The sequence below is a fragment of the Salmonella sp. SAL4457 genome (assembly GCF_046548235.1).
GTDB classification, from domain to species: domain Bacteria; phylum Pseudomonadota; class Gammaproteobacteria; order Enterobacterales; family Enterobacteriaceae; genus Salmonella; species Salmonella enterica.
Map to the genome: position 1 here is coordinate 1 of NZ_JBGDZO010000884.1, position 254 is coordinate 254.

A 254-nucleotide genomic window follows, 5' to 3' on the forward strand; every position below is an offset into this window, starting at 1 on the left:
GGCCCAGGAATGGGGCCTGGACAAGGCCGCGTTCGGCCCGGTGTTCAGCGCCAACCTGTTCGGCCTGACCGTCGGTTCGCTGCTGGTGACGCCGCTGGCGGACCGCTTCGGCATCCGCCGGGTGTTGCTCTGCTGCGTGCTGATCTACGCCAGCCTGACCGTCCTGATGGTCTTCGCCGGTTCCCTGGAAAGCCTGATGCTGGCGCGCTTCGTCTGCGGCATCGGAATGGGCGGGGCGATGCCCAGTGCCATGG

The 254-nt window shown here is 68.1% G+C and carries 1 protein-coding gene; it reads left to right on the plus strand.

Annotation, left to right across the window (positions count from 1 at the left end; genetic code table 11):
* On the plus strand, window positions 1–254 hold a 254-nt coding region (locus ACLJNW_RS26740; RefSeq protein WP_410961586.1), incomplete at both ends, for an MFS transporter.